At 35.3% G+C, this 22,271-nt stretch carries 13 protein-coding genes; 9 read left to right on the top strand and 4 right to left on the bottom strand.

All coding sequences use genetic code 11. The annotated features are described in order from the left end of the window. Positions 1-2 precede the first annotated feature (2 nt). Entirely contained in the window at positions 3-1,403 is a 1,401-nt protein-coding gene (locus tag LPB248_RS06460; protein WP_177210710.1) for a DUF1254 domain-containing protein, read from the bottom strand. A 183-nt stretch (positions 1,404-1,586) separates the two neighbouring features. Further along, on the bottom strand, positions 1,587-2,684 hold the full coding sequence (locus LPB248_RS06455; protein ID WP_177210709.1) for an exopolyphosphatase: 1,098 nt from the start codon (positions 2,682-2,684) through the stop codon (positions 1,587-1,589). A gap of 430 nt (positions 2,685-3,114) precedes the next feature. Here LPB248_RS06455 and LPB248_RS06450 point away from each other — a divergent pair, with 430 nt between their 5' ends. The 3 genes from LPB248_RS06450 (at position 3,115) to LPB248_RS06440 (ending at position 5,793) form a co-directional block, all read left to right on the top strand. Further along, positions 3,115-4,446: a DUF6734 family protein gene (locus tag LPB248_RS06450; RefSeq protein WP_177210708.1), complete on the top strand. Its 1,332-nt coding sequence runs from the start codon at positions 3,115-3,117 to the stop codon at positions 4,444-4,446. Positions 4,447-4,857: 411 nt separating this feature from the next. Next, positions 4,858-5,013 carry a hypothetical protein gene (locus LPB248_RS06445; RefSeq protein WP_157957641.1) on the top strand — a complete coding sequence of 52 codons (156 nt, stop codon included), beginning with the start codon at positions 4,858-4,860 and terminating at the stop codon, positions 5,011-5,013. A gap of 312 nt (positions 5,014-5,325) precedes the next feature. After that, a complete protein-coding gene (locus LPB248_RS06440) occupies positions 5,326-5,793 on the top strand; it encodes a CPBP family intramembrane glutamic endopeptidase (protein WP_177210707.1) in 468 nt (155 codons plus the stop codon). 156 nt (positions 5,794-5,949) lie between these two features. Here the strand turns inward: LPB248_RS06440 and LPB248_RS06435 are convergent, their stop codons facing one another. Beyond that, on the bottom strand, positions 5,950-6,486 hold the full coding sequence (locus tag LPB248_RS06435) for a porin family protein (protein ID WP_177210706.1): 537 nt from the start codon (positions 6,484-6,486) through the stop codon (positions 5,950-5,952). A 432-nt stretch (positions 6,487-6,918) separates the two neighbouring features. Between LPB248_RS06435 and LPB248_RS06430 the strand changes: the two genes are divergently transcribed. Then, the gene (locus LPB248_RS06430; RefSeq protein WP_177210705.1) at positions 6,919-8,064 is read left to right on the top strand and encodes a helix-turn-helix domain-containing protein; all 1,146 of its coding nucleotides are present in this window, start codon (positions 6,919-6,921) and stop codon (positions 8,062-8,064) included. A gap of 112 nt (positions 8,065-8,176) precedes the next feature. Here the strand turns inward: LPB248_RS06430 and LPB248_RS06425 are convergent, their stop codons facing one another. After that, entirely contained in the window at positions 8,177-8,941 is a 765-nt protein-coding gene (locus tag LPB248_RS06425) for a ThuA domain-containing protein (protein WP_177210704.1), read from the bottom strand. Between the two features lie 329 nt (positions 8,942-9,270). Between LPB248_RS06425 and LPB248_RS06420 the strand changes: the two genes are divergently transcribed. The 5 genes from LPB248_RS06420 to LPB248_RS06400 all read left to right on the top strand — a co-directional run bounded on the left by LPB248_RS06420 (position 9,271) and on the right by LPB248_RS06400 (position 22,269). Continuing rightward, positions 9,271-10,041: a tail fiber protein gene (locus LPB248_RS06420; RefSeq protein ID WP_177210703.1), complete on the top strand. Its 771-nt coding sequence runs from the start codon at positions 9,271-9,273 to the stop codon at positions 10,039-10,041. 421 nt (positions 10,042-10,462) lie between these two features. Then, positions 10,463-10,993, top strand: a complete 531-nt coding sequence (locus LPB248_RS06415; RefSeq protein WP_177210702.1) for an RHS repeat domain-containing protein — start codon at positions 10,463-10,465, stop codon at positions 10,991-10,993. Positions 10,994-10,997: 4 nt separating this feature from the next. Beyond that, positions 10,998-11,267: a hypothetical protein gene (locus tag LPB248_RS06410; protein ID WP_218279849.1), complete on the top strand. Its 270-nt coding sequence runs from the start codon at positions 10,998-11,000 to the stop codon at positions 11,265-11,267. Between the two features lie 1,155 nt (positions 11,268-12,422). Continuing rightward, entirely contained in the window at positions 12,423-18,146 is a 5,724-nt protein-coding gene (locus tag LPB248_RS06405) for a fibronectin type III domain-containing protein (RefSeq protein WP_177210700.1), read from the top strand. Positions 18,147-18,222: 76 nt separating this feature from the next. After that, the gene (locus LPB248_RS06400) at positions 18,223-22,269 is read left to right on the top strand and encodes an RHS repeat domain-containing protein (RefSeq protein ID WP_177210699.1); all 4,047 of its coding nucleotides are present in this window, start codon (positions 18,223-18,225) and stop codon (positions 22,267-22,269) included. Positions 22,270-22,271: the final 2 nt, after the last annotated feature.

Here is a 22,271-nt window from a genome sequence, read left to right as displayed (position 1 = left end):
TTTTATTTTACAATTTCTGGAAGAGGCATTTTCCAAATGTTATTAATAACTTTTGGCTGCGGACCGTAAATTCTCATCACAAACATGAATTTTTCATCTTTAGGAGTTGGAAGCCAGTTGCTTTCTTTATCTTTTCCAGGAGAAGTGCTTTGCAGATAAATAACTAAATCTCCGTTTGGCTCATATTTTAAACCTTTGGTTTTATTGCCAATAGAATATCTGTTAATTGGGTTTGGAATCAGAAAACGTTTAGGAAGATTGTACATCGTGATGCTCCAAAAGTATTTGGCTTCAGGCAACTGATCCTTAGTAAATTTTAATACATATTTACTGTTTCCTAAAAGCTGCTGATTGTTTTTATCAACGTTGCTTCCGGTATAAACAGCTTCCTCTTTGGTGTTTCCGTATATTCCGGCAGCTGCAGCAATTGCACGGTTTAGAAAGTTATTTTTAAGTTCTGCACGTGTACCAAAAAGACTTCCAGCATCTTTGACATTGTCTATTTTAGACTCCAGTTCTTGTTTGGCTTCGGCAATTCCTTTTTCAATTGCTTTTATCGTTTCTGGCGAATATTTTGAACTGTCAAAAGGTTGCCCTGGCACAATTCCAATTTTAGCAAAACGCTTTCTCAGTTCTTTTTCGCTACTGTCTTCGTTTGCATATTGTAATAAAGCATTTAACGCACTGATAAATTGAAGCGAACCATAATCGCTTTCTTTCCAGACTGGCAAAGGTAAATTGTATTTTTTTACAGGAGGAGCAGGCTGTTTTGTATATTCATGCAACGGAATTAATTTATATTGAGCCTGTATTTTTTTAAGATTTGATACATCGGCAGGATCGTGTAATTGAGTACGGCCTACAAGATATATTAAATTGGTTTCAGAATGTAAAACCTTATCAATGCCTTTAGGAGTTTCTCCTTTCCAATCTGGTCCTGCAATGAGATATTTACCTGCATTATTGCCAGTTGCTCGCGATCCTACATATTCAAAATTGAAGGTGTAGAGATCTACCAACTGCATTACATAATATCGATCGTTTTCTATTTTTGGCACTTCAAGAATAACAGGCTCGTCTGAAACATTAATTGGTGCCATTGAGTACGGAGTATCGTTATTTATGGTTATTATTAAAGTATCTGCGGGAGTTGCGCTTGCAGCTACACTTTTGAATTTGTTAAATCCTGAATATTCTTTAGCTTCTTTGTTGATTGCACCGGAGTAAATGGCTTTGTAATTATAAAATATTGGATAGCCGTATATCCAGGCTTCTTTTGCAATAGCAGTTATAGAGTCAGTAGACAGTGCATTTGCTGTTTCTTGATTTTCTTTTGCTGTTTCTTTTTTGCAGGCAGTTACTACTAAAAGTGTGACGATAAAAAAAGCGGTTAAATTTTTCATAATCGGGAGGTTTTATTTCATATATGATTTTTTCCTGATTTTTAAAATTAGAGTTTAAAAGAAAAACTATGCTTTTTTGAATGGTAAATATGGTTTCAAATTATAAGTTGCAACCATTTTGAGAAGATCGCATAAAAAAGCCCCAGATTTCTCTGAGGCTTTATAATATTGAAAAATACTTTTTTAGAAATTAGTATTTATTTTTTTCGAACGATCTGCAATGTAAGAGATCAACCAGATTACCTGTCCTTCTTTTACAAAGTAGATTTTCTTTGTAGCATAATCTGGAATACTTTCAAGACAAGTTACAAGAATGTTGTTAGCAGAAATTAAGTATTTTTGATCGTAAGTGCTTAAAACTCTTGCAGCCTCTTTGTTTGTTTTGGCAAGGTTTGTAAACTTACCGAAGTTGTTTTTAAGAACAGCATCATAATCGATAACATCTTGAAGAGTTAAAGAAACATAATGATCTTTATTCACATTTTCATCATAGAAAAGAGTTGAAAACGCCCAAACAGCACCACCAGATAAATATAGTTTATCTTTTTTTGCTAAAGGAGGATTGGCATCAAATAACTCTTTGGTCTTTTTACGTAGAATTACATTATAGTCAAAAGATTTTTCTTGATAAGTCGACATATCGTTCACCTGACTTTTATTTACCACTGTTTTTTCTACAGCATCAGTAAGCGTCATGGTTCCAAAACTAAGTTCTAATGGAACAAATTCTAATTTACCGTCTTTAAGTTCGTCAATATAACCTCCTTTTGTAGTTTGAGCACCAATATCAAGAAGGAAAGCATTAGCAAAATCAACAGGCGGTATAGCCCCTTTTACAAGTGTTTTTGCTTCCTCGTTAACGTCTAATATTTCTAGCTGTTTGCTAGTTAAAAGAGCGATTTTGTTTTTTAATACATCGATGTTACGGGCAGATGCAAAAACAGGAGCAGCTACAACAAAAATGTTTTCTTCAAGAATTTTGTTTTCCGCTTTAATTTTTTGCAATTGGTTGGTAACAATAACACTAGTTTTAGTGATGTCTTCTGCAGTAAGTTCTCCATTAGCAGTAATATGGTCAGCAAATGGAATTCTTTCAGTCCAAAAAGAAAGGATTTTATAATCGGCTTTTCTGATGTTATTTACGTCAATAACCGAGACTTTTATAGCTCTACGACCAATTTCGATTCCTGCATAAATACTTTTTTGTGAAAATGCAGTAACAGAGAAAAATAAAGTTAAAAGAGTAAAAAATAAAAATTTGGGGTTGTGTTTTTTAAGCATTGTGTTGAATTGTAGTTATAATATATTTGTTTTTAAGAGATTATAAAGCTTCTTTTTTGTGGTATTGATGTGAAAATCACAATTTTAGAATGAAAACAAATGGTTTCATTACGGAATTGCGAATTTAAGAAAACATTTAATAATATAAAATCAGTTATTAAGAAAACCTGACATTAAATTATTGTAAAGGAATAACGGGGTTTATATTGATAAAGTATATTTAAAAGAAAAATATCAGGCAAATCTGAAACTTTTTAAGGATATGAATCTTTATGGCTCCTAACAGTTTTATAGGAAATTTTATAAAGGCACTAAAAAATTGAATTCTTTTCTAGGATTGAAAAATCTATATTGATGTACGGAATGCCGTAAAAAACTTACATGCAATTAGGTTATATTGCACATAATAATTTTTTAGCATCATTTTTAAATGAAAATAATACAAAGTTTTTGGTCTGGAAATTTAACTGATTTAACCCGCAATTATGGCTGGATTTCTTATAAATATAATTGGCTCAGCTGGATTTTAAGCTGTCATCAATTAGTGAAATTTCATGAAGAAGTTGAACTTTACACAGATCGTTTTGGATATGAAATTTTAATAGAAAAATTGAATTTGCCTTATACTAAAGTTCATGTAGTTTTAGATGATTTGAATGATTACCCTAAAGATTTATGGGCTGTTTCTAAAATTAAGGTATATCAGATGCAGAACGAACCTTTTTTGCACGTTGACGGAGATGTTTTTGTATGGGAATCTTTAGAAGCTAAATTTAGAAATGCCGCTGTACTTACACAAAATTTAGAAATTACAGGCGATAATTATATTAAGATGTGGGACAAAATTTCGCCAGAACTCTTGTATATGCCGGATGAAATGGAGAAGTATCATATGTCGCCTAACAATTTTGCTTGCAATATGGGAGTTGTAGGAGGAAATGATATTGATTTTTTTAAGCAGTACTCTAAAATTAGCATTGATTTTTTAGATAAAAATATAGCAGTATCATCAAAGATTAACTGTCTTAATTTTAATTTATTTTTTGAGCAGATTTTGTTTTATCAATACGCTCAAAATATCGGAGTAAAACTGGACTTTTTGTTTGATGAAGTATATAATGATGGTTACTATGATGGTTTTGCAGAATTTCAGGACGTGCCCGAAAAGAAGTATTTGCATTTACTAGGAGAATATAAAAGAAACCCTGCCGTATGCAAAGCGATGGAAATTTATGTTATGAGAAACTATCCCGAATGTTATTCAAAAATAACAACTTTAATTAATGAGGCAGAAGGAAATCAAAATGAAATCGAATTTCTTAATAAAGAGAAGGTTGAAGAATTGATTTCAGATTTTGATGATGAGCTAAGAAGTAAAAAGTTTCTTGCTGATAATTATCTCCTGAAAAGAGATCTGTATACTGAAGCTTTACCAAACTATTTTAAAAGTTTAAGAGACAACGAAGATTTTAATATCGTGCTTCTTAACGGTTTTGATATCACGATTGGACAGGATGAGGAAGAAACGTCTTTTTTGGAAATAAAAGAACTTAATGAAATGTCTAAAAAATATGAATTGGATGATTTAGATGAAATCGCTTTATCTGAAATTGAACCGGGAATTCGCTATTCAGATTTTATTTCTGAAATGTTACCTCATTTCGATTATGAGTCAGAAAAGGCAAAAAAAGATATTCTAATTCTTTTAAACAGTAAGCTAACTAATTATATTGTTTTGAAGATAATTGCGATTTATAGGTGATTTTATGATAAAAATAAAAAATAATATTTGTTAAATATTTTAACTATGCCTTGATTTTATTGATGTTTTTAAAGTTTTAATGTGTTATAAAACTATATAAAATGTTAAATTTTTATATAAATGTGGTTTTCCGTAAGAAAATGTCGTTATAAAAAGTAATATTTGTGAATAGAGTTGTGGTTTTATAATTACAAATAGAAATAGGTGATCTATGGCAGATTTAACTCCACGATTTTTTAAAAAATATTTAAGTTCAGCAATATCATAGTCGCTGCTGTAGAGTAGCGAATATTTGAGTAAAGTGATTTTGGTTTCATTCTAAAATAAAAAAAGTCCTGCGCAGGAAGTGACAGAGATTCCAAATGTCTTTAAATTATTGGAAAATTATTAATCAATTTAAATTACTAAGTTATGTTTAAAAAAACCGCAAAAAACACAGAAATTAAAAAATTTACTCCAAGCGATGTGCAAAAATTAACTGAAAAAGAGTTAAAACAAACTATGGGAGGATATCAATACCCTAATCTATGCTTTGATTATGAATCTGGTAAATATTACAAATGCTAATTAACTAGATTGTAATACCATAATAATTAATTAAACTGCTGACATAATTGTCAGCAGTTTTTTTAATTGGAAAGTGTTGTTTCATATTGATGTTCTGCCTTAGGTTTATTTGTTATGAAGGCTATAATGTTATATGGTAAAAGGAAAAAAAATATTAAAAAGTTGGAATCACCAAAATTGTTAAAAGTAATAAGGATTGTATTATTAGTATCCTGTTTACTTTAATGTTTTATTTTTTTTGGAAAAGTTTTTGGTGAAGCACTGTATTTTGCAACTCATTAGAAATAAATAATTAAAGATTCACTATATTAAATGATTTTAAGAATAAAAAATATTGTATTTGGACTTAAGCAGTGGGAACTAATATTGCTTATAATTCTTCTAAATTTTACAAATAATTACCTCTTTTCAGTTATTTCAAATTTTTTTGATATTTCTTTAAATAAAGGTTTTAATGATCATTATACAATTAAAGAAAAAATTGTTTTATTTGTTTTAGTTGCTCCTCTCATCGAAACTTTACTATTTCAGTATGCTGTTATTGAAATTTTAAAAAGTATAAAAATGAAATTAATATATCGCTGCTTTTTATCAGCATTTGTCTTTGCATCATTCCATTTATATAATATTTTTTATTTTTTATATGCCTTTGTAGGAGGGCTTTTGTTTGCTTTTTTATATGTAAGGGGCAAGAATCAAAAAAATGCAATATTATTGCCATTAGTGACGCACATAATCTATAATGGATTAGTTTTTATTAGCAAATATTATTTAGCTTAATTTAATTGTCAAAAGAGTTTTTATTTGAAAAATATTTTGGTAACACTTAAAGAATGCCATAAAGGGGCAAAGAGCATTTAGTTTTATTATTTCTCTGAATTTAAGAAAAAAAAGACACCACTCGAAAGTGGTATCTTTTTTAAGATTATTAATGGTTTAGAAAAAGAAGTAACCAACAGATGCTTGAAATACTCCATTTCTATTATCAGTATCAACCTTAGTTATTCCTAAGTTGTATCTGACACCAAAATTAAGTCCGTTTTCTAGTTTATAGCCTACGCCAAAATTAGCGCCAAAATCAAAAGTAGTAAATGAGTTTGTTACTTTCACTCCTTCATTTTTGGCAGAAAGTAAAAAGCCAATTTGTGGTCCAGCTTCAAGACTCAATCCTTTTGTTACGTAATATTTTCCCATTAATGGAATGTTCAAATAATTCATAGCAATGACATCATTATTGAAGCTATATCCCTGGCGAGAATACATTATTTCAGGTTGGAAAGAAAATTTATCACATATTGGAATTTCTGATACAACGCCAACATGATAAGATGTTACATAGTCAATGTTATTGGTGTTACTTCCATTAACAGTTGAAAAGTTTAAACCTGCTTTAGCTCCAAATTTAATTTCTTGGGCATTAACATTCGCAAATCCTAAAACTGTAAAAACAGCTAGCAATAAAATTTTTTTCATAAAAATTGATTTGAATTATTTGAAGCCAAAATTGATGTAAAAAAAAGTATGAAAGGTTTCAAAAGCTTAAAAGTGGATAAATTGGTACTTATTTACTGATGTTTTTATATCCATTAATGTAATTAAGAAAGTTGTCTTTGGCTAATGTGGTTATAATTTGCAAAATATAGCCTGAGTATATTTCCTGCTATTTCTTAACTTTTTCTTAGCAGCGCGAAACATTGAAATAAAGCTGGTTTATTACAGATTTTACGGAATAATCGAAGAATGTTTTGTAATTCAGGTCGTATTAATTGTCTTTTTATTTGGTTTTAATTGTCTTTCCTTTAACAGTAAATAAAATGATTTAAGTATAGTTTCGTCCTGTAAAATATAGGTAATTACCTAAAAAAAAACAGAAACAGCATCGTAACTAAATAACCACTATATAGATTGATCTTTACTATTTTTTTTAACACGGCAATTTTTCAAGGAATAGTTCTTGGAGCAATTATTCTAAAATCACCATTATTTAAGAGCAATGCCAGTAGATATCTGGCTTACGCAATATTTGCGCTTTCAGTGCTTATTGCTAATCTCATCTTCGAAATAATTGATCTTTACAGCAGTATGCCTGTTCTGCGTTTTCTTGATAATGTCGAATGGGCATTTCTCTTTCCGGTTTTTATTTTCATGTTTGTTATACATCAGGTAAACCATCCTATTCGAAATTCCAAAAAAATTCTATGGCTGTATGCTCCGTTTATATATTCGGCCGTTACAAATGTTTTTTATGATTGTGATGCTGTTGCGCATATTTTTATAATTCCGCACTTTCTTAAAAGCATTTTAGAAACTATAGGGAATTTTGATTTTTATCTTATTCTGATATTTATGCCTTTTATGGCTGTTTATACTTTTGGATTTATTAAATTTTCAAAAGATAAACAGGAAAAGAAATGGATCACTTTTTTATGGTTTTTGGTTTATATATTAATGCTTTCATGGATGGTCGCTATTCTGACAGGAATATTTTTTGAATACGATCTCTCGTACATTATGCAGATTCTAGCTTTGTTTGCCACATTTTTAATTCATTGTACAGCTTATTATGGTGTTTTTAGATACAGACTGGCCGACAATAAAATAGGAATAGAAGAACTGCTAAATAAAAAAACTGTATTAGACGATGAAACGCTTGTTGAAGAAGTGACTCTTAAAAAAGGGAATGATGCAAATGGTTTAGAAATCTTTACAAAAGAAAATCCTTATTTTAAGAGACTGGAAATACTTTGCGAAGAGCATCAGATTTATAGAGACAGCAATCTAAACAGAGAAAAAGTAGCAGAGCAGTTAGGAATAAGTGCGGGATATGTCTCACAGCTCATTAATGTGATTACGGGAGATAACTTTGCCAATTACATAAATAACTATCGGGTTGAAGCCGTGAAAGAAATGATTCTTGACTCGGACTATGAGAACTACAGTCTGCTGTCAATCGGATTAGAATCCGGATTTACTTCAAAGACGACATTTCATAATGCCTTCAAAAAATCTACAGGTATGACACCAAATAGTTTTCGGAATACCAATAAATAAGTTCGGATTTCTCTGAAGCTTTTGTTCTAATTTCGGATGTTTTGAATTAATATATTTTATAAATGATTTATTTGTTGATTAACTTTTTAAGCCTTGCCATCATTTTATCTTTTTATTTGTCAATAGCGTAAGTAATTCCCCCAAGCAAATGCTGTACAAAAAGAGGATCGCTGTAACTTTCAGAGCTGTGTCCTAAAGCAGTGTAAAATGCTCTTCCGCCATCATATTCATGATACCATGCCAAAGGATGATTATCGCCATGTTTACCGCCTGTATATGAAGACTCATCAATTTTTATAAGCACGTTTACGTTTGGATTTAGATATTTAAAATTATACCATTCGTCTTTTCGTTCCCAAATTGTAGGAAGATGTTTTGTAGAAGGATGTTCGTGATCTACAATTATAAGTTTAGCTTTCTGTGGCTCAGGATGACCTTCAAAGATTCCGCCGATCATTTGTGTGTACCAAGACCAATCTGGCTCACAGTTTGTAGCCGAATGAATGCCAACAAAACCATTTCCATTTTCTATGAATTTTTGTAAAGCCAATTTTTGATTTTTGTCTAAAACATGACCTGAGGCACTTAAAAATATAACAGCTTGGTATTGCTCTAAGTTTTTTGAATTAATTGCCAGAGAATCTTCGGTAGCGTCTACAATAAAATGATTTTCCTGTCCCAGTTTTTTTATCGCCGCAATTCCAGCAGGAATGCTTTCATGTCTGAAGCCATTAGTTTTAGAAAAAATCAGTACTTTTTTTGTTTTATATGAAGTAGTCTGTTCTGTGTTTTTTATATGGAAAGAAACTAGAAAATAGCTTGTCAGTACAATGAAGCTGAATAAAAATGATTTTTTTATTGAAAATAGGTGGTTCATTTTGGAAAGTTTTATTTTGGGAAGATAAAAAAAAATATTTTCTGCTGGTTGTATTTTTCATGTTGAAAACTTTTGATTTTAGTGGATTGCCGGTTCGTTCGCACAAGCGGGAAAATATGAGTTCAAATCTTCAAAACCTTTAAGAGAGTTTTTAAAATACTTAAGAATTGTATTATATTTTTTGTTTATTTGTGTTTCTTTAGTAGTTTTTTGTTTTAAATGATATAAGATCTTTTTTGTTAAAAAATTAAAATAAAGAATTAAAGAGTTTTATAGAAAAAATAAATTCAATCTTTTCAATTAAAAAAATAACAATAATAAAATATATTATGAAGGCAAATATCTTATTATACATAGTTTTTACAACTACATTCTGTTTTTCACAGAATACTTTTCCAACAAATGGAAACGTGGGCGTTGGTACTTTAAACCCATCAAAGAATTTAGACATATATGGTGGTAATGCATCAACAATATTAAAGATCTCTAATAGTGCCCCAGCGTTGTACTCTACGGAAATTCATTTAGGAGGAGATACTGATTTTAATAAATCTGCTATAATATCAGCGCCAAATGCTGCAGGATGGTATCGACAAGATTTATATTTTTGTTTAGCAAATGGAAACGATCTTTTATCGACTGGACTTTCAGAGGCAGCAATGGTTATTAAAAGTTATACTCCTACTGGATTTGGTTATGTTGGTATTGGTACCACAACCCCTGACGAAAGATTAACCGTAAAAGGGAGAATCCATACTCAAGAAGTTCGTGTCGACATGGCTGGCCCGCTAGTTCCAGATTACGTTTTTGCAGAAGACTACAAACTTAAATCTTTGAAAGAGGTTGAAGATTATATTAAAGAAAATAAACATTTGCCTGAAATACCATCTAGTCAGGAAATTGAAAAAAACGGTTTAAAATTAGCTGAAATGAATATGAATTTGTTGAAGAAAGTGGAGGAACTGACACTTTATATTATTGAACAACAAAAGAGAATCAATGAACAAACTAGTGAAATTAAGGACTTAAGGAAAGAAAATCAAGAGATAAAAGGGATGTTAGAAAGAATATCAAAATTAGATAGTCAGTTAAAAAAATAATTCCCCGATTTCCAAAGAATTCAACATAAAAGTTGCGTAAATATCTCTGATTTTACGCATTTTTTTTGCTTATTAAAACGTAAATATTTAGGAGTATCCGAATTTTGAAATTCAAAGAAAGTAAAACAAAAAAAGCTCCAGATTTCTCTGAAGCTTTTACTTAGTAGCGGGAAGCATTCAAATATCTAACCAGATTATTTTGGATTATTACAATATTTTATCATGCGCTTCTTAATATTTTTTCTTCTTTTTACTTTTATAACGAATCTTTAAACTGCTAAAAAGCTCAATCAAATTAAAAGTTCATTTTATAGTTTGTTGTGAAATAATTGTGTGAAATTTATCATACATATGTACCCAAATTTTGGTGACTTTGTGTAGTTTTGTTACATTAATTTGGTTGTAATTATAAAAATCTGTAATGAAAAGAAACATTATTTTAATAATTCTAGTCTTCAGTTTTATTTCGTGCAGAAATATTGAAGAAAATAATTTATTGAGATATTCTGAAGAAAATAAATCTTACCAAATAATTAAAAGTGTAAAATATCTAAACGAAAAAGATTCATTAATAAGTGGCGAGCGCAAATTAGTTTGTGTATATGATTCAAAAGACCGATTAATAAATACTAATAATAACAGTTTTAATTTCTATAATTCAAAAAACAAATTATCTGAAACAAAATCGGTTTATAAACGAAAGGGAAATTGCATTATTCTAAATATGAGGGAGAATAAATACTTTTATAATGAAAAAGGCAACTTAATAAAAATTGTTAATCCAGCAGATAATGAAAACGTTATTAAAACCTTTGAATATGACGAATTTGGAAATCTTATTTCAGAAGTTGGTTTTCGTGAAACTATAAAGTATGAATATTCAAATGGAAAAGTTTCAAAAAAAACAATATTTGAAAATAGCCAAATTTCAAAAAAGTCACAATTTAAATGACAAATTGAATAGAATAAAGACAGAGGATTGGGTTTTTAGTGAAACAAACCAAATGAGAAGTTATTATAAATATTATCCAAACAATAAACTATTTAGCAAAAGAGACAGTAGTTATTCAAAAATTACAAATCCAAATCAATATGTAGAGTTTTTAACTGAATATTATTACGACAACAAAGATTCAATTAAAGAGATTAGGAATTTAGGTAGAGTATCTTGCGAAAAAGATTTTAAGTTACGTGGAAAAGCAAAGTTTGAGTATCTAAAGAAATAACAACCGTCAACAGCTACTACAACGGATGTGGGCAATTGGTTTAATGAAAATCTGGTTTTGTATTTGAATGATTTGAAAAATCCGAAGAATAGGCTTAATTTAATCACAAACCCGCTGTAATATCCTAACGTTGGCTTGATTTTATATTTGAAAAAAGATGAAAACGAATTTAAGAATAATATTTACGATAAAATTGATGTAAAAATACCTTGATGGGATTTGAAACAAAATTACTTGTAAATATTGAGATTTTGTAAAAAAAAATAAGAAATCAAACGGATTTTCGAACCATAAAATAGCCTGCAAGATATGCACTTTGCAGGCCTTCTTTTTTGTAGTAAGCCTGCGAGGCATTCAAATATCTGACCAATTTTTTGAAGATTTACTTTTGGTTTTGAGCAATAAAACACTAGGTTTATTTTATTTTCAGTTTTTGCTTGGTTGGCCACAGTGAATTAGCTGGCGTGGTTAGTGTTTTTATTTTTTATTAGATTGTTTTTATTTTTGGATTGGACCATTGAAAGAGAAGCTGGCTGGAGCGGTCTGTAGATTTAATCGAAACGTTATGTAATGGTTATTTCTCCCTAATGATTTAACATGAGGCCATTCATCCAAAGCAGTTTGATTTGATGTATGGTTTTTCTGCTTAGACTTAAAAACTTCTATGATTTTCTATTTAGTAAACTTGCGTATAAAAATTATGTGATTTTAGACTTTAAAAAAAAAAAGCAGTTAATACTTCTGCAATTTCATCAGAAATGATAGTGGTAAAAGGTTCTTAAAATATCAGACCCATTATGAAAAGCTGGATATGAAGCCTTTTTTCTTCGAATCAGGCTTGATTTTACTTTTTTCAGCAAGTATTGCAAAGAGCCGCTATCTATTTAGAGATTACTCCGTTACATTGCTGATTATGTAAAAAAAAAAACAGCCCTTCTCCTTAGTTTTATTAGTACTGTTAAAATTTTTAACCTCAAATGTGGAATCCCGTAATTATTTGATGTGAAATATTTTTACATTGGCTCTTGTAATTTTTTTTAACACTTTTAGTGTGATTATGTATGTTTATTTGTTAATAAACATATGTTTTATTGGTTTAAATTTTAAAAAAACAAACGATTTTATAGTCCAGATCAATTCTAACCTATGCCTAGTATGAACAGAAATTTAATCTTTATCTTTTATTTTTTAATTGCACTATTCACAAGATTTTCTTTAAATGCACAAAGTGCGCCTCAGTTAACACCGCCTGCTCCAAATGCAGCTGCGCTGGCAAAGTACGCAGATATTCCCATCTCAAAATATTCCGGTGTACCCAGCATTTCCGTGCCGATTTATACCATAAATATAGCGGAATTTCAATTGCCAATTAGCATAAGTTATCATGCTTCAGGTATAAAAGCTGCCCAGGAGTCTAGTTCTGTGGGATTGGGCTGGGCATTAAATGCCGGTGGCGTTATTACCAGACAAGTTAAGGGGTTAGATGATTTTAGTGTACGTCCTGAAAAGGCCGGATTTTTAAGATCCCCTAATTTGCCTGCATTTGGTGATGTTTCAGGAATTATGATTGCGGATCCTTATGCTACACTAGGAAATCCAACTGTACTAGATCCTTTTTTGTTTGTAACGAATATGCAAAATCCTCCTTATGGGAGCAAAAACATCTATGAGCTAAAAGCAGATACGGAGTCAGATTTGTATTCCTTTAATTTTGGACAGTATTCCGGGAAATTTGTTATAAATAAAGATGGCAGCACAACATTATACACACCTGAATGTGGCTTAAAAATAAAGGTGATCGATTCATTTTCGTGGGAGGCAGTAGCCAACGACGGTACAGTTTATAAATTTGCTCAAAAAGAATACACAACTCCATATTCTTTTACTGCTGACCATTATAATCCAAATACCCCCTTTATAGAGGGTGGTTCAGCAAGTGAACAATATATTTCGAGTTGGTTTCTTAGTCAGATTGTACTGCCAAATGGAAAAAGCATAAATTTTAATTATTTGAGTCTCAATTCTGGATCTTGGAGCCATGGGGCAATTTCGGTTAGACGAGAAGAAGATTTTATCAATTCCTCGGGAAATGGAGTGCAAGAAATGATGGAGCGTAATAAGCAATATTCAATTAGTTCATCACTAAATAATGTAGAATCTTATTTAAATGCTATTACCTGGAATGGCGGCTCAATAAATTTTTCTTATTTGAATAGAGAGGATATTAAAACTGATATTGCTAAATCTTTAAAAATTGATATGATAACAGTAAAGGATGATAAAAATAGAATCATCAATAATGTAAAGTTTTATCAATCTTATTTTAATGCTCAAGATATTAATAATCTGAATAAACACTACAGCCTTAGATTAAAGCTTGATAAAGTTGTAATAGATGATAAAGAATACAATTTCAACTATAATAACCCTAATGGCCTGCCATGGAAAAACTCAAACAGCGTTGACCATTGGGGATATTACAATGCACAAACGAATTTGTCAAATATTATTGAAGGCACACAGGGAAATACTTATAGGCTGCCCTATTTTATTCCAAGGTTGGTCCAGCAGGACCTTTCAAAATATTATGCCCCTAAATATTATGAAGGCGCAAATAGAGATTGTAATCCAGCGGTACTGGAAACTGGAATGCTAACTTCTATTCAATATCCAACAAAAGGATTAGTGACTTTTCAATATGAACCAAATCGTTTTGATTTGACTTTATCCAGTAATGCAGGATTTATAGCTTATGAAGATGTATTTGATGATATCGAGTACTCAGTAGTAGATTATGCAGATGCCCAAAATTGTACAGGCTGTCCCACTAATCATCCATTTGAATATATTCAAATCGATAAAACGACAAAAATAAGTTTTATGTTTGAATACCATCCGTGGGGCAGTAATCCAACAGGTTATACAGTTCCAGTGGATGGAAGCGGAAATCCACTTGTTTTTGGTAATATTTCAAGGGTAGATGGAGGAGGGAATTTTAGTCAGCAATATAGATTTATTTTAGGCGATTATGCTCATAGCTATAATGAAGAAATTGAGCTCCAGCCAGGGAGATATCGAATAAGCGTTTCCTCTAATGCGCAAAATTTTGAAGTCAGCGCAAAGGCGAAATTTACTGGCATTAAAAATATGCCAATAAAAAAAGAAATTAATGGAGCTGGAGTTCGAATTAAAAAAGTAATATCTGAGAGTACCACCAGAGTTTTTGAATACTTTAAAGATTTTAATAGTTTAGAATCAAGCGGCAAATTACTCGTGCCTCCAACTTATACATACTATTCAACTGCCTTTAAACCTTTTTCTACTGAATTTATTCTTGAATCATCAAGCATTTATCCGCTCGAAGAATCTAATAGCGGTGCGGTCGTTGGATACTCTTGCGTAAAGGAATCAGTTTCAGATACTCTTGGCAATACTTCCTCAATCATAAGTAAGTTCAGAAATATGGATTCGACAAAAAAAACGAATCCCAGAACACCGCTTGAGCCTTTTTTTGGAAATGGTTTGTTAGAAGAAGAGCAAAACTATAATAATGATAAAATCGTTTCTAAAAAGATCAATAGCTATGAAAAAGTTCAGACCTCTGATATTTATTTCCTTAATATATCAACAATAATCCCTTCAATTTTAGAATTGAACTACTATAAAATCAAACCCGAATGGTGGAGGCTTCAATATGACACTAGTTTTGATTATTTCTATGATACAAATAACAGTTCTTCTTCAATTTCAAAAATAACGAATTACGGATATAACTCCAGCAATTTTAAGATCAATAGTATTAGTAGCCAAAACAGTAAAGGAAATGTTGTTCAGCAAAAGATTACTTATCCTGTAGATTATAATACTGCAGTTTACTCTGAAATGAAGTCATTAAACATAATCGATAAACCAGTTGAAACCATTACATTAGAAGGAAATATTGTTACAAGCGCAAATCTAACCACTTACGGATCAATCCAATTGATTGATTTTACAACAGGAACAAGTAAGATAGGTTATTATCCAAAGAGTTCTTATTCTCTAGCATTGAATAATTTTCCAACTGAATCTACTTTTGACAAATTTGGGGGCTCAGCTGTAAGCGGATCTCATTATAAGAAAAATATAAATTTTGATTCTTATGACCTTAATGGGAATTTAACCCAATATTCTACAGAATCAGGTGCTCCCTGTGTTTTTTTGTGGGACTATAAATCGCAGTATCCTGTAGCAAAGATTGAGAATGCTGCTTTAGCACAAGCAGGAGCTCTAATTTCCCAATCTATTTTAGATAATGCTGCTGACGATAATTCTTTGCGAAATGAGCTGCAAAAATTGCGTGATGGCTTACCTAATGCATTGGTGACAACTTATACCTACAAACCTCTTGTTGGAGTAAGCAGTATTACAGATCCTAAAGGCTTGATAACCTATTATGAATATGATAATTTCAATAGGCTTCAGTATATAAAAGACACAGATTACAATGTGCTTCAGCGATTCTGCTATAACTATTTAGGGCAGCAGACGGACTGCAGCATTGGTTCAGGCGAAGTGATATTGTATAAAAATGTTTCTAAAAGTGCTGTTTTTACAAGACAGACATGCGGAGCAGGATCTGTCGGAGGCTCCTGCACCTATTCCGTTCCGGCAGGCATCTATTCTTCAAAGATATCGCAGGCTGATGCAGATGCGCAGGCAGATAGCGAGATAGCCGCTAACGGCCAGATTTTTGCTGATGCCAATGGGATCTGCACAGAGCCTCCAGCTGCTCCTGCAGGATTATCTTTAACAGGGGCTTCAGCCAGTTCAGTGAATTTTTCATGGAACGCTGTCGCAGGTGCCTCAGAATATAAAATTTACAGAAACGGCGGATATGCCACCTCAGTGTATGCTCCCATAACTGCTGGTTCTTTATCTGATCTGGCAGCATCAACATCATATAGTATCCAGATCCGCGCATTTAATGCAGCTGGGGACGGACCATTGAGCGCTCCTGTATCAATGAGCACGCTTCCGGCAGCACCTGGCGCTCCATTTCTTGTAAGTGCCTCGGATGCTTCACTGGATTTTTCATGGGGATCAGTCGGCGATGCTCTGGAATATAGAATTTACCGAAATGGGGCTTATGTGGGCTCTGTAACAGCACCATCAACTTCCGGCTCTTTATCGGGTCTTGCCTCTGGAACTGCCTACACTGTTCAGATACAGGCTGTCAATGCTTCCGGTTACGGGGCATTAAGCGCTTCTGCCATTATGAGCACGCGCCCGGCAGCTCTTGGAGGGCTTTCGTTTTTAAATGCGACGGCTTCAACTGTTAATTTTTCATGGGCACCGGTTACAGGAGCTTCTGAATATTACATCTATAAAGACGGTTTACATGTAAGCTCAGTAGCTGCACCTGCAGTGTCAGGCTTCATAAGCGGACTAACAGCTGCCTCCGCTTTCAGCGTGCAGGTGTGTGCCGCTAATGTTTCAGGCAGCGGAGTGCTGTCGGTTCCTGTGCCTATGGGAACAGTTCCAGATACAGCAGCGGCGCCGGCATTAAGCAGCGTTTCTGATTCTTCATTAAATTTCACTTGGAACGCAGCACCTGGCGCCACGGGCTACAGAATAATCAAAAACGGCGTAGCGGATAATTCTGTGGCGGCTGCGAGCGGTTCTTTATCAGGCCTCTCTCCTGGAACTAGCTATGAGGTGAAAATCCAAGCTTACAATAGCTGGGGTGCTGGGGTTGAATCTGTCCCAGTTTTAATGCTTACCAGACCAGCTGCTCCAGCAGCGCTTGCTTTTTTGAATGCAGATGAATCGAGCATAAATTTTTCTTGGACAGCGGCAGCGGGAGCCGCAGGATATAAAATATATAAAAATGATCAGGAAGCCGCTACGGTTTACAGTACAAACGGTACTTTAACAGGTTTAGGGATTAATACCGGCTACAGCATTAAAATAAGCGCTTTTAATTCATCGGGAGAAAGTTTCGGCCCGAGCACTATAATGTCTACAGTGCTTCCCGCTCCTTCAGGAGTGGTCTTTTCAACTGCAGACACATCTACTATTACTTTGTCCTGGGATGCGGTTCCCGGTGCGTCAGGATACAGGATTTTGAGAGACGGCGCTGTATTAGGCGGCTCAGGGGGACCAGGCATCACTTCAGGCAAACTCTACGGTCTTGTCCCAGGAACATCGTACAATATTCAGGTTCGGGCTTATAATGTATGGGGTGACGGTGTTTTGTCTCCTATAGTTCCAATGTCAACGATATTGCCTGCACCCTCAGGACTTAGTTTTACTGGATCAACTTCCTCGTCGGTAAGTTTTTCATGGACTGCAGTTTCAGGTGCAGTATCTTATAAGATCTACAATAACGGTTCGCATGCTGGCACTGTAGATGCAGCCGCTACTTCAGGTTCTGTTTCAGGCCTGTCTGCGGGGACATCCTATAACATTCAGGTATCAGCTTTTAACGGAGTTATGGATGGAGTACCGTCCGCTTCTGTGAGCATGGCTACTAAAACCCGCCCCAGCGGAGTTTATAAGACATCAGGAACCTATCCTGTAGCTTTAGGATCATCAATTGCAGGAACATTAGAGAATAACCTCGGGGTTCCGATTTATGTGTATGTTGTGATTAATTCGGCAGGGTCGTCTTCTGGCGGTGGCGGTGGCGGTGTAAATATAAATGGCACCACTGTGTCAGTAGGTGCCAGTTTTACACAATATGCTCAGAATGTAATATCGTCCACTTATTATATTATGAGCCCGGGAAGTGTGCCTATTTCGGGAAGTTACGGGGGTAGCGCTGCCACTTCCCGTATGACTTTAGCCTACTCCCTAACCCCTGGGGGTCCATTAACGTACTGGTCCAATTCTAATTAATATGGTTGGGATCGGATATTCGGACGGGTATAGGATTTATAAAACAGATTTAATTTCAAACATAAAATACCAATGCATGAAAAAGCATCTATCGATACTGTTATTATTGGCCGTTTCATTTATGAAGGCCCAGACTTTCAGCAATGAGAATTTCATCTACACTGAGGCTCCTCAGCAGCCTGTGCAGAGCGGCAGCTACAATACGCTTTCCAAAAGCGATATTCAGAAGAGCATAAGCTATTTTGACGGCCTAGGCCGTCTGAAGCAGACCATCGGCATCGGCCAGGGAGCGAAAGCCAATCTTTTGGACTGGCGAAGCAGCTGGACTCTAGGCAGTGGAGGGGCGCCTTTTTTTAATGCAAACGGACAGGCTTCGGAGAATGTCAGGATCAATGGGCTAAATCCTTTCGGGGCCACCGACATATTGTGGCGCTGCGTGAATGATGCGGCCAGCGATGCCGACGGAGGCTGGAATACGGACCTTATCTCCATTGACAGGACTAAGGCCTACCAGTATGCGGTGTGGGTAAAGCGCACCGGCGGCCAGAACGGGACTGCCTACCACGGGACTCAGAATGTTGTCAATTTGGACGGATCGCCCAACGACAACCCCTATTTCTGGTACGGCAGCCTGCCGGCTCTGGACACCTGGTATCTGATGGTTGGCCTGATCCAGCCTTCCTCCTACACAGGCGGTTATTCCGGAGTAAGCGGGGTTTATGACACGACAGGGAATAAAGTATTAGACGGCACGGACTTTAAATGGAGCGGCAGCAGTGTTAATTCTTATTTCAGGAGCTATCTGTACTATTCAACCGATGCAAATGTGAGCCAGTATTTTTACAGTCCGATAGTGCAGAAGGCAGATGGCACCCAGACCAGCATCATGGGGCTGGCTAAAGGATATGAGTTCAATGATGTTGTAACCCATGTGGCATATGATGATTATGGGAGACAGGAGCAGGAGTATCTGCCTTATGCTGCAGCCGGCACTGCAGGGCTTCTTCAGACCGATCCCCTGGCAGCGGTGAAGAGCTATTACAATACGCCAAAATATGAGAACACGCTTAACCCCTTCAGCAAAAAAACATTCGAGGCCTCACCCCTGAACCGTGTGCTGAAACAGGCCGCTCCAGGCAACAGCTGGAAAACGCAGCCAGCTTTGGGGCATGAGATAAAACTGGATTACAAGACCAATGCAGACTCAGAAGTGAAGCAGCTTATAGCGGTAAGCAGCGACCGGCTGTCAGATTTAGGATTCTATGAGCCTTCCATAGCCCAAAACGGCACTTATGGAGCGGGGCAGCTTTACAGGAATGTGACAAAAGATGAAAACTGGACAGCCGCACAGCCTAATCTCTCAGATCATACCGTCGAGGAGTTTAAGGACAAAGAAGGGCGTGCGGTGCTGAAGAGAACCTATAATGAAGGCCTTCCGCATGACACTTATTATGTATATGACCAGTACGGAAATCTGAGCTATGTCATTCCTCCTATGGCAAACGGCGCTTTTGACGAGAGCACTCTCAATGATCTGTGCTACCGTTATAAATATGACCATCGCAACAGGCTGGTGGAGAAGAAGCTTCCGGGCAAAGAATGGGAGCATATTGTCTATGACAAGCTGGACAGGCCGATCCTTACCCAGGATGGCAACCTAAAGGCTGTGAATAAATGGCTGTTCACCAAATACGACGCATTCAGCAGGCCGGTTTATACGGGAGAATATGCCAATGCAGGCTCGCGCAAGACATTGCAGGGTCTGGCAGACGGGAGCCCTGCGGTATCGGAACAGGCTCAGGGGGCTGCGGCAATCGGAGATGTTACAGCCTATTACAGCAACCTGTCTTTTCCCAGCACAAATATTGCCTTAAACACCATCAGCTATTATGACGGCTATAATTTTGACCTCATAGGGCCTGCGCCTTCCGCTGTTCTATCTTATGGCATAACTCCGGTGAGCAGTGCAAAGGGACTGGCAACAGGAACCAAAGTAAGGGTCTTAGGCACCAATAATTGGATCACCAGCGTAATCTACTATGATGCTAAAGGCAGGCCTATCTATAATTACAGCTACAATGACTATCTGCAGATTACAGAGATCTTAAAGAGCCGCCTTGATTTTGTGGGCAGGGCGAAAGAAACTGCCAGCACCCATACAAGAGCGGGAGTAGCTACGGCAGTTGCGGATGCCTTTACATACGATCAGATGGGCAGGCTTCTGGTGCATAAGCAGAAAATAAATTCCCAGCCGGAAGAAATCATTGCATCCAACACCTACGACGATTTAGGGCAGCTTGCCAGCAAAGGGGTAGGGGGCAAAACCAGCCAAAACCGACTGCAGAATGTAGATTATACTTATAACGTAAGAGGCTGGCTCAAAGGGATTAATGACGCTTCGGCAATGGGCAGTGATCTTTTTGCTTTTCAGGTAAGCTATGATAGCCCCACAGCAGGCACGCCACTGTATAACGGCAATATCAGCCAGACTTTTTGGAGGACAGCCAATAATGACGATTCGAGCCTGAAAAACTACAATTACAGCTATGATGCCTTAAACCGATTGACATTTGCGGCAGACAACCTGGGACACTATAATGAGAACCCAACTTATGATAAAAACGGAAATATAAAAACCCTATTCAGAAACGGGAATACGGTTCTGGGGTCTCCGATTTTTGGGGCCATCGACAATCTAAGCTATAATTATGATGCAGGCAACAGGCTTCTGAGCGTGGAAGACGCATCAGGGAACGTGGAAGGCTTTAAAAACGGCAGCAGCACTGCCACCGAATACGGCTATGATGATAATGGCAACATGACAGCCGATGCCAACAAGGGCATCACGGGCATCAGCTACAACTACCTGAACCTGCCGACTCAGGTGATTCTGGCGGGAGGCACTATCAGTTATGTCTATGATGCAGCCGGGGTAAAACAGCGCAAGACTGTAGGGACTAAGGTGACAGACTATTCCAATGGCTACCAGTATGAGAATAATGTGCTGCAGTTTTTTCCGCAGCCGGAAGGCTATGTGGCCCATAATGACGGAATTTTTAGCTATATTTACCAGTACAAAGACCATTTGGGCAATGTGCGCGTGAGCTATGGCGATGCCAATGATGATGGCATTGCAGACAGCTCGGAGATTATAGAGGAGAATAACTATTATCCGTTCGGCTTGAAGCATTTTGGCTACAATGGGGCCTCAGTTTTAGGGAAAGGAAACAGCAGGGCGCAGAAATATAAGTTTAATGGGATGGAAGAATCTCAAGAACTAGGACTTAATTTATTACATCCCACTAAGTTTAGGACATATGATCCAGCAATAGCCAGATTTAATGGAATAGATCCTTTAGCAGATAAATCAAATAATATAACCCCTTATTCTTTTGTTATGAATAATCCTATATTGTACAGTGATTTAACAGGTGCCGATACAACAAAATTACGTGAGATAGTGGTTTATACAAAAAAACAAGTTAATAAAGCCTATAATTGGTTTACAGGTGCAAATGTTGGCTATACTGGATCAGGTTGGGGGCATGGCTTAAGAAGATCTCTGGCTAATCAAATTGGCATAGGTAATAGGGCAAATAATATCTTTGAACTGGGTCTACAATCTCAACTTCAAGCAAAACAAGTGAATTTAGGTGGATCACTACTAGATAAAATTAAAGAAGATGAAGGAATGATAAAGTTCCAGAATGACATTATTAAAACTTTAAAGACAGATCCAAGATTTAAAAATCTGCAATTTGTCATGAAAGGAAAGGGTGTAGTTGAATTTGGAGGTAAAAGATGGAGTAGCTCTAATGAAGATTGGGGGGCTTTAGGCAACAATAATCCGATATTTCATGGGGAAACATGGGCAGTAGGAGGAAACCAACTGACATGGGTAACAAGACATGCTTCCATGAGTTATAGTGCTACCGTAAAATCGGATGGTACTATTGTTATAGATTTTCAGCTTAAAGACACTTTTGATTTAAGCGGACAAAAAGGAAGGTCAGAGGCTTATAATAATATTAGTAATACAGCAGGTTTTATGTATCATGATGTAGTAGGAGGAAATAGTGAAATGCAAATAAATGCAAACTGGCAGATTGAGAATAAAAATTAATT

Source organism: Flavobacterium sp. LPB0248 (assembly GCF_013388355.1).
In the GTDB taxonomy this organism is placed as follows: Bacteria; Bacteroidota; Bacteroidia; order Flavobacteriales; family Flavobacteriaceae; genus Flavobacterium.
This window is presented reverse-complemented; position numbering and strand designations above follow the sequence as displayed.